This is a genomic window from Anaerocolumna jejuensis DSM 15929, assembly GCF_900142215.1.
In the GTDB taxonomy this organism is placed as follows: Bacteria; Bacillota; Clostridia; order Lachnospirales; family Lachnospiraceae; genus Anaerocolumna; species Anaerocolumna jejuensis.
This window is the reverse complement of the sequence record NZ_FRAC01000020.1, coordinates 126,393-136,578: the sequence shown is the minus strand read 5'-3', so window position 1 is coordinate 136,578 and position 10,186 is coordinate 126,393. Positions and strand designations below refer to the sequence as shown.

General features: G+C 38.8%; 7 protein-coding genes. 2 read left to right on the top strand and 5 right to left on the bottom strand.

From position 1 onward, the window contains the following. The coding region (locus BUB77_RS18860) for a hypothetical protein (protein ID WP_139241239.1) at positions 1 to 257 on the bottom strand (257 nt) is incomplete at its 3' end. Positions 258 to 1,196: 939 nt separating this feature from the next. On the opposite strand from BUB77_RS18860, the gene glmS reads away from it, so the two are divergent. Together glmS and BUB77_RS18845 are read left to right on the top strand one after the other, a co-directional pair. Then, positions 1,197 to 3,026, top strand: a complete 1,830-nt coding sequence (glmS, locus tag BUB77_RS18855) for a glutamine--fructose-6-phosphate transaminase (isomerizing) (protein ID WP_073278395.1) — start codon at positions 1,197 to 1,199, stop codon at positions 3,024 to 3,026. 276 nt (positions 3,027 to 3,302) lie between these two features. Continuing rightward, complete coding sequence (locus tag BUB77_RS18845; RefSeq protein ID WP_073278393.1) at positions 3,303 to 3,716, top strand: GNAT family N-acetyltransferase; 414 nt, start codon at positions 3,303 to 3,305, stop codon at positions 3,714 to 3,716. A 245-nt stretch (positions 3,717 to 3,961) separates the two neighbouring features. On the opposite strand, the gene yicI is transcribed toward BUB77_RS18845, so the two are convergent. The 4 genes from yicI to BUB77_RS18825 all read right to left on the bottom strand — a co-directional run bounded on the left by yicI (position 3,962) and on the right by BUB77_RS18825 (position 9,829). After that, complete coding sequence (yicI, locus tag BUB77_RS18840; RefSeq protein ID WP_073278392.1) at positions 3,962 to 6,298, bottom strand: alpha-xylosidase; 2,337 nt, start codon at positions 6,296 to 6,298, stop codon at positions 3,962 to 3,964. Positions 6,299 to 6,489: 191 nt separating this feature from the next. Then, the gene (locus tag BUB77_RS18835; RefSeq protein WP_073278391.1) at positions 6,490 to 7,338 is read right to left on the bottom strand and encodes a carbohydrate ABC transporter permease; all 849 of its coding nucleotides are present in this window, start codon (positions 7,336 to 7,338) and stop codon (positions 6,490 to 6,492) included. Further along, entirely contained in the window at positions 7,335 to 8,324 is a 990-nt protein-coding gene (locus BUB77_RS18830; protein WP_073278390.1) for a carbohydrate ABC transporter permease, read from the bottom strand. The genes BUB77_RS18835 and BUB77_RS18830 overlap by 4 nt, the downstream gene beginning before the upstream one ends. Positions 8,325 to 8,416: 92 nt before the next feature. After that, a complete protein-coding gene (locus BUB77_RS18825; RefSeq protein ID WP_242962543.1) occupies positions 8,417 to 9,829 on the bottom strand; it encodes an ABC transporter substrate-binding protein in 1,413 nt (470 codons plus the stop codon). Between the last annotated feature and the right edge of the window lie 357 nt (positions 9,830 to 10,186).

The following is a 10,186-nucleotide window of genomic DNA, read 5'->3' as shown; positions in this document are numbered from 1 at the left end:
TGGTTTTCTTTTCGAAGCTGAATGGCAGTGCAGACGCCCGAAAAAATACAGGCTCCTTCCCTGTCCAGAATCTGTATCCTGCTCCCCTGGTAACGCAAAGCATCCATGGACTCCATTTGTTTCCCGGAAAGAAAGCGCAGGGAAAGAATTCCATGTTCATTGGCCTGCTCCACGATATGAATATCTTTTATGTACAGTGCTTCCATTTCTGACTGCAGCACAAGCTGCCCTAATCCCGTCATTTCCTCTTTTGCCATCTAAACCTCCATTCTGCCAACCTAACGCAAATATGGTTGTCAGCACATGATTCTTCCACTGTTATTCCGTCTGTTTGGGAGCGCATAGGAACCACGCCATGACTTCAAGCTATATCCCCCTGTTTTTATTTCATTTATTTTAACTGGTTAAAAAATGCTATTTTTCTAACTCTTCCATCATTTATTTTGTTTCATATCTTCTCATCCAGACGCTCCATAAGAAAGCATTATTCTCCTTCTTATTTAATCGGGTATATTTGTAAAATACACCATGGTAAATTTTTACTAATCATCGCTCTCTTTTTGTCGTACATAATACGGCAGAACTATCCTGTAGTTCATATTTGCTATCAATTATTTTTTTCATAATCCATATACTCTTTCTTCCATTACTTTTAGTTTTTATTCGTAAAAACAAGCCTTTAACTGAGGCCAAACTGTAACAATTTTAGAGCGAAAACTCAATCTTGAAAGAGCAAAAAATTAATCTTAAAAGTTGACTTGTATAATTATAAATGATAATATATATAGGTGATTTTCGGGGAACTTACATATCCTGATTGAATATACACAGAAAGGAGACCGAAGCATATAATAATTCTGTACCGTAACTAGTAACAGGGCCGGCCCAGGGTCCTCCCAGCAGAAATGTTTAAATTAGCGCCATGTACCTCTTTGGGCAATATAATAGAGGTTAACGAGGTAGAGAGTCAGCGAAGTGTTCGGCGGATGCTCTCTCATAGGCTTGGCTGTGTGAATTGCTGAAAAATCTCCGGGTAACCGGAACACAACAGCAGCAATACCAAGATAATTGAATTAGGAAACGAAAAACTGTTTTATCTTCAGGTTATTTTTATGCCCAATTTTAAGATAATTCCGTTTGCTGGTTTCTGCGAATTCATAATATGAACTTTGAAAACAGAATAAAGGAGAATCATTATGTGTGGAATTATTGGCTTTACAGGTTACACGGAGGCAAAAAAGGTTCTGATTGACGGCCTTACCGCTTTGGAATACAGAGGCTATGACAGTGCTGGAATTGCATTTTACCAACAGGGAAGCATCAAGACTATCAAAACTACCGGAAAGGTATCCATTCTCGCCGACAAGGTCGCTGCCTTAAAAATACCCGATGAGGAAGGAAGCAGCTGCGGCATCGGCCACACCAGATGGGCAACCCACGGAGGTGTTACAGATACCAATGCACACCCTCATACTGCCGGAAAGGTCACCTTAATCCACAACGGGATCATTGAAAATTACAGAGAACTGGAAATCCGTTTGAAAGAAGAAGGCAGAACTCCCGTTTCCCAGACCGACACGGAAATTGCTGCTCTTCTGCTTGACAGCCTCTATGAAGGTGATGCGTTAAAAGCCATCAGGCAGGCTGTTGAATTAATAGAAGGTGCTTATGCTTTTTGTATAATCTTTGCCGATCAGCCGGAAGTAATCTACAGCCTGAGAAACAGCAGCCCTCTGGTTGCATGCCATGCAAAGGAAGGCTCCATCATCGCATCCGATATGGTTGCTTTGATTGACTATTCCAAAGATTATTTTGTTGTGCCGGAAATGCATGTGGTGACTTTAACAAAGAAAAAGATTACCCTGACTGACCTTGACGGCAACCAGGTCTGCCCCAGAATGCTTCATGTTAACTGGGATATGACCGCTGCCAAAAAAGGTGGATATCCTCATTTTATGTTAAAGGAAATCCATGAGCAGCCAGACTCCCTGCGCAATACCATACTTCCAAGAATCCAGAATAAGCTGCCGGATTTTACAGCGGACAATATTCCCGACTCTCTCTTTGACGGTATTACCAGGATTGTAATCACCGCCTGCGGAACAGCCATGCATGCGGGACTTATAGGAAGAGCCATGCTGGAAAAGCTTCTCCGTCTTCCGGTTACCGTTGAGGTTGCTTCCGAATTCCGCTACCAGGATCCGATTATTGATAAAAACACTTTGGTCATCACTATATCACAGTCCGGTGAAACTGCTGATACCCTTGCCGCTCTTAAGCTTTCCAGAGAGCGCGGTGCCTCTACCCTTTCAATAGTAAATGTAAAGGGGTCCTCGATAGCCAGGGAAAGTGATTATGTGCTTTATACCCATGCCGGTCCTGAAATTGCCGTTGCCAGTACAAAGGCCTACACTGCTCAGCTTGCTTGTTTGTATCTTCTCGCCTTCCGCTTTGGCTTTGCAACCGGGAAACTGGAAAAGGAAGTCTGCATGGACGAAATGCAGCAGCTTTTAAGCATTATTCCGGCAGTAGAAGAAACTCTTGCTCAGGATAAGGTAATTGAAGAAATCAGTAAACAGCTGACAGAGAAAGAAGACCTTTTCTTTATCGGCAGAGGACTTGACTATGCCCTCTCCTGCGAAGGCTCCATCAAATTGAAGGAAATCAGCTATATTCATTCGGAAGCTTATGCTGCCGGTGAATTAAAGCATGGTACTCTCTCCCTTGTAACAGAAGGAGTTCCTGTGGTGGCACTGGCTACCCAGCAAAAGGTTTATTCCAAGATGATTTCCAACATCCGTGAGGTAAAAGCTAGGAATGCATTTGTAATATTAATAACCATAGATGGTCAGGAAGCAGAGCCTTCCATTTATGATTACCATATTTCTCTGCCGGAGATCAAGGATGACTATGCCCCCTTCCTGGCTGCTGTCGTATTGCAGCTTTTGGCCTACTACACCTCTCTTCACAGAGGGCTTAATGTAGACCAGCCAAGAAATCTTGCAAAGTCCGTTACCGTAGAATAAGTTATAAGGAGTATGCTGATAGAATCTTTTAAGATTAACCAGTATACTCCTTTTATTTTTAACCTGTTCATAAAAAATCGATTTGCTATTTTAAAAATATGGAATTTGATATACTATATTATAGAAAGAATTAAAAACTTAGGTTATAAAATTTTATTATTTGAAAAAAGCAATGAACTATCTAGACTTATAAAAATATAAATAACAGAGGTGAAAAAGATGGTTAAATTAAGAAGTCAGATTCATCACTAAATTAACACTCAGAAGGAGTTATTGATGAATTATAAAATAATAGAAAATAGTATACCACCCTTGCAGGAATTAGTTAATCTTTACAAGGATGCCGGGTGGTCTAATTATACGAAAGATACCGCTTTACTTGTAAATGCATACAAAAATTCACTATTTGTTCTGGCAGTATGGGATAGCAGCAAGCTGATCGGCATAATCCGTGTGGTAGGTGACGGTTATTCTATTCTTTATATACAGGATTTACTTATATTAAAAGAATATCAGCATATGGGCATAGGCTCCAGGCTTTTAGAGGAAGTTATGGACAAATACAAAAATGTTTACCAAACAGTACTGCTGTCAGATAATGAGCCGAAAACAAAAGCCTTCAATCAAAAGATGGGGTTAGTTTCCGGCGATACATATGGATGCATATCTTTCATAAAGTTTAATATGTAATGAAAATCATGACATTAATAAAGAATATCAGATTTAACAAAATAAAGGCAGGGCCTTTTAAAAGATAGTAAAAAGAAATATGCTCCGCCTTACAGTAAACAGTTTTTTTCTGCTGTCTGCCGTAAGAGGAGCATATTTGACTAACTTGCTAATTAAAAAAGTTCTTTATTTTGAGGGTTCATTTAGACATATATAATTATGATATATGAACAGCTGCTGAATTTGTCTTGAAATAGCATGTATGCTTATAAAATAACAAAGGTAATTTCATTACTGCCCTTTTCTGCCACAAGTCTGACTCCAAGAGAATCCTTTTCAAGCACGGCACCCGTAAGCTCACCTATACTGCCTACATTTCTCATCACCACAGAATAATCCTTAAGACCATTGACAGTGATTGATACTTTATTGCCGCTTCTTACAGCCGATACATTTCCTCCGGCCTCTCCCTCCATATCATATATAACAGTTGATGCCGGCTCATTTTCAGCGAGTTCAAAGATATGAAGAACAGTTCCTTCTAAATAATTATAATCCGGTACATTCTCATTGCTGCCTGCAGCTATTATGGAATTAGGCCTTACCATAAGAGGCAGACTCATAAAACTATGAGTTTCATACTGCCAGGTTCCGCCTTCCACTCTTTCGTTTGACAGGAAGTTTGTCCAGCTTGCATTTTCTCCGGTTTTCACTTTCGGAAGATAATAATCCACCGTACCGTCCGGTCTGAATACAGGTGCCACCAATAAAGAGCCTCCCAGCATATACTGGGAATCCAGATAGTCACATGCCCTGTCTTTTGTAAACTCAAGTATCATTGCTCTCATTGCAGGAACTCCTGTATTAGCTGTTTCACAGGCAACACTGTAGAGGTATGGCATCAGGCTGCATTTTAATTTGCTGAAATATCTGACTACGTCAACGGATTCCTCATCAAACAACCAGGGAACCCTGTAGGAACTGCTTCCATGAAGCCTGCTGTGGGTGGACAATAGGCCAAAGGCAGACCATCTCTTGTAAAGGTCCGGTGAGGCTGTATTTTCGAAACCGCTTATATCATGGCTCCAGAAACCAAAGCCTGACATGCAGAGTGAAAGACCGCCTCTGAGACTCTCTCCCATGGATTCATATTTGGATACACAGTCTCCGCCCCAGTGTACGGGGAATTTCTGAGAACCAACTGTCGCACTTCTGGCAAACAGGATAGCTTCTTTCTTTCCGAATCTTTCTTCCAATAGCTCATATACTACCTTGTTATATAGGTAAGTGTAATAGTTGTGCATTTTCAACGGGTCAGCTCCGTTATTGTAAACTGCATTTACAGGGATTCTCTCACCGAAATCCGTCTTAAAGCAATCCACACCCATATCTATAAGGGCATTCAATTTACCGGCAAACCACTTGCAGGCATCCGGATTTGTAAAGTCTACGATTCCCATGCCGGGCTGCCATAAATCCCACTGCCATGGTTCACCATTTTCCAGCTTTATAAGATATCCGTTGTCGGCAGCTTCATCAAAGAGCTTTGATTTCTGAGAAATATAAGGGTTTATCCATACGCATATCTTAAGGCCTTTCTGCTTTAGCCTTTTTAGCATATTCACAGGATCAGGGAACACATCCTTATCCCATTCAAAATTACACCATTCATATTCCTTCATCCAAAAGCAGTCAAAGTGGAATACTCTGAGGGGGATATCTCTTTCCGCCATACCGTCGACGAATGAAGATACCGTATTTTCATCATAGTTTGTTGTAAAGGAGGTGGTTAGCCACAAACCGAAGGACCATGCCGGGGGCAGTGAAGGTCTTCCCGTCAGGGAGGTATAATTACTGATAACTTCCTTAAGGTCTTTTCCGCCTACTACAAAATACTCCAGCTTTTCACCCGGTACACTAAACTGTACTCTGGACACCGCCTCGGAGGCAACCTCAAAGGATACCTTTTCCGGATGGTTCACGTAAATACCGTAGCCTCTGTTTGTTACGTAGAAGGGAATGTTCTTATAGGATTGTTCAGAGGAGGTTCCACCGTCTTCATTCCAGATATCAACAGTCTGACCGTTTTTTACAAAGGCAGAGAAACGTTCTCCAAGACCGTATACACACTCTCCAACAGCCAGGTCTAATTGCTCGCGGTAATAGGAGCCGGAATCTTCAGTCGTAATATATCCCATTTGTCCCGCTCCGCTTTTGGTAAGTAAGCGGCTTTCATAATAATAGGTAAGGGAAAAATCCTCTTTTGATATTATTACAGAAGTTTTTCCGCTTTTAAAGATGATTTCCCCCTCTCTCTCTTCTATTTCAGGAGTAAAATTCCCGTCTATGTTCAATTCAAATTCAGGAAATATGGAAAGTTTCTTTTTATAGTGCCAGGATTCTATTTTTATTATGTCTTTGGCAGGAGAACTGATTTCCAAAGTAAGCAGGGGACCCTGAAGGGTTTGTCCACGGTGGTTTATTTTTACCACAGGTGCGTACAATATGACAGTATTTTCCTTAATCTCATAGTCTCTTACCTCGGCAGGCGAATAAACACTTACTCCCTTTCGCTTCAACCAAAATCCGTCTGTAAATTTCATTGCTACCTCCGTTAAATTTAAATTGTTTATTAAATAAACTATAATCCTATTTTATAATATTATAGCGAAGTTGTAAACAAAAGTATCCTGTTTATTTCAGGAAATAATAAAAAAGGACTGCTGCAAACAGAAAAGTTTTTAGTTTTTTCTGTTTGCGGCAGCCCCTTTTAAATTAATTATTCAGCCTTACATCAGCCTTTTACTGCTCCATTTGTAAGTCCGCTGTAAATCTGCTTCTGAGCTGCAATAAATATAATCAGAGCGGGTATCATGGTTATAATAACACCGGCGCAGATATAATTATACTGGCTGCCCAAAGGTCCTGTAAAAGTAAACAGGGAGGTTGATACCGTAACAAGCTTTGTTTTTGTCTGCAGGTAGAGGTTTGACATATAATATTCATTATATGTACCCACACCCTTTAAAATCAAAACGGTAACTATGGCGGGCTTTAATAAAGGTAACAGTATCTTAAAGAATACACCAAAATAGGTTGCACCATCCATAATGGCGGATTCATCCAGTGATATCGGTATATTTTCAAAGAACTGTATAAAGATGTAAATACCGATAACATCCGCTCCCATCAGCAAGATCATATAGCCCGGAAGGGAATCGATTAAATTTAATTTGTACATTATCTGATAAACTGTAACCTGAGTCGCAATACCAGGAATCAGGGTTGCAAAGAGGAACAGGTTTCTTAATAAGCTATTTCCCGGAAATGTAAAACGGTTCAGAACGTAGGCCAGCATAGTACCATACATAATGGATGCAGCTAAAACCACTACCAATACAAATGCTGAATTAAAAAAGGCAACACTCATATTAGCCTTTTGCCAGGCAATTTTAAAATTATCAAAATACAGCCAGCTATGAGGTAACGTCATTACATTAGTTGCTTTATACTCTGCGTCTGTTTTAAAGGCTGTAATTACACATACTATAATAGGCAGTATTGAAATAAAAGCCATCAGGCAAAGAGAAGCATATTTTATAAAAACACGAAGGAAATAGCTTAATTTATTGCCGAAATTCATCTTATACCCTCCTTCGCTGATTTTCCTAATTTTCTTGCGGTTTTTTTCGATACATCACTATTATTGTCTCCTGCAAGTGAAAAACCGACTTTTTGTAAAATTGTCACCAGCACAATTATTACCATTAAGGCAACAGCCATTGCAGAAGCAAGTCCTAACTTCTGATATCTGTGGGCAATATTATGCATCATAAGGAAATAGGTCGAGGTACCAAAAGTTCCTCCGGTAATAACATAAGGCGGTTCGAAAGCACTAAGTGAACCTGTTATGGATAAAATAAGATTCAGCATAATTATGGTCTTTATACTGGGCATAATGATAAAGCGAAATTGCTGCCATTTGTTTGCGCCGTCAAGACTGGACGCTTCATATAAGTCACTGTCAACCGACATAATGGCTCCTATAAACAACACCATATTCTGACCCATATATCTCCATATGGAAGTTGCTGCCAATGATATGTTATTAATCTTTGTATTCTTTAACCAGTAAGGAAGGGAATCCGTATTAAAGCCAATCCAGGATAATACCGTATCAAAAACAAATCCCCTTGTATAGAAAAACTTAAATATAAAACCAACTGCAATACCGCATACTAAGTACGGAAAGAAAATAGCTCCTTTAAAGAAGCCGCCGCCTCTTGTTTTAAAGCTTAATAAGGTGGCAAAATATAAAGCCAGGGCAAGTTGTATTACGGATGCTGCCATATAATAAAGGCTTAGTTTAAAAGTTTGAAGGATATCCGGTCTTGTAAATATTTCTTTATAATTATCAAAACCTACAAATGTCCTGCCCCCGATGTATTTCATGTCATAAAAACTAAAACGTATCATATTAAAAAACGGCAGATATGTGAAAGTAAATAATAAAACAATAGGAATGAAAATAAAGCTTACGATTACAAGCGCTCTTTGTACTTTTCTTCTTCCCAGCCATTTCTTAAAGTTAAACGGTTCTTTTTGTGCTGCGGACCTTGCACTACTCATTGATACCCTCCTGTCAGCAGAAAAACTTTTGCAAAGCTTTGGGCTCTATCCCATACTTTGCAAAAGTCATTTCTTCATTTAATTAAATAAAATTATTCATTAACCTTGATATTAAGTGTTTTTTGAGTGCTTGACCACTTATCGTTCCACTCTTTTACTACATCCTTAAGAGGGGTATTGTTTAATGCTGCTTCAACAACAGACTGTACGTGAACGTTATCAGAATTTAAACCTACTTCTGATTTTGTATTAAGATCATTGAATAAAGTTTCTTCTCCGGCAGGAGCAGGATTATCAACAACTAACTCAACATCCTTGAATGCATCAAGTACGGCAGGATATTCAGCACCTTTAACGATGGGGATACCACCTTCATCATAAGCAAAGTTGGATTTCTCAGTAAGCCATTTTACATAAAGCATAGAAGCAATTTTATTTTCATTAGATGCCTTTGCATTGATACCATAGCAATAGTCAGGGCCTGCTGATGCATACTGCTTACCGTTTACAGTGATGGGGAAAGGCATATATCCGATGTCATCAGGATGTTCACCGGCCTGCTGCATCTGAACTACTGCCCAGGAACCAAGAACCATAACACCAATTTCACCATTGTTAATCATACCCTTGCTGCCTTCCCAGTCAGTTGTGGTAGGGTCATCTTCTATAAGTCCTCTCTTAACAGCTTCATATAAGGTATTGTAAACTGCATAAGGTCCGGTCTTGTCTCCTTTGTCAGTGAAGGGATCTTTTCCATGTACAATTTTGTTGTTCATATAATCAGGATCACCTGTTGCGGAACCGCCGATATAAGCATCCCATGCTCCCATTGTCCAGCCGGCAGCAAAGTTTGTATATAAAGGAATAGCATCTGTTTTATCTTTAATCTTAGCAAGTGCATCAAGGAATTCATCCGGTGTCTTAGGAAGCTGTGTAACGCCTGCATCTGAAAATACCTTCTTGTTATAAACAACACCCTGTGCATTACCTGTAGAGGCAATACCATATACCTGTCCATCTAATGCAAAGTTGTTAAGGAACTCATAGTTAGCACCAATTGCATCCTTTGTACCAAAAGACTGGAACAGATTCGGAAGCTCTTTCTTATCTACAGTTGTGGGAATCATCATGATATCGCCCCAGTCACTGGTTGTAAGTCTGATAGTTACATCATCTGCATAATTTGTTACTCCCTCATACTCAATCTTGATATTAGGGTATAATTTCTGGAATTCACTGATATAATCCTTAAACTTAGTATCAACAAGATCTGTTCTATGTGTTAATACTTTAATGCTGGCAGATAAATCCTTGTAATCTTCTCCCAGCTTAATGGTGTCAATTGTAGGTATCTTACTGGTATCGGTACCTGTTGTTTCACCTGTTGTACCCTCTTTTGTAGGTGTGGGTGTCGCATTATTATTGTTTTTTGCACCCTTTGTTCCACAAGCTGCTAATGACATAACCATTACAGCAATTAGAAGAACACTTATAATTTTTTTCACTTTTTGTAACCTCCCTTGGTTGATTGTTTTTTAAGTTATCGTTAACTTACAGTTGTATTATATAATATCTACAATAAATTTGTCAATACATCTGGCTATATATACATTTTATATATACAATTACATTTTTTCCTATTTTTTCATAAGAAAATCAGCTATAATTGGGTGCCCTTTTACATTTTCACAAATTAAATGGTTATATTATTAACTATAATTATATAATATTACACACTAATGTAAATTTCAATCCCAATATTTATCTCCGTATTTACCTAAATTTTATACTTTTTTAATTTTTTTATCCTTTTATTTCAATAATTTTTTTTAATATTATTTCAATAGTATTTTCTATCTTTT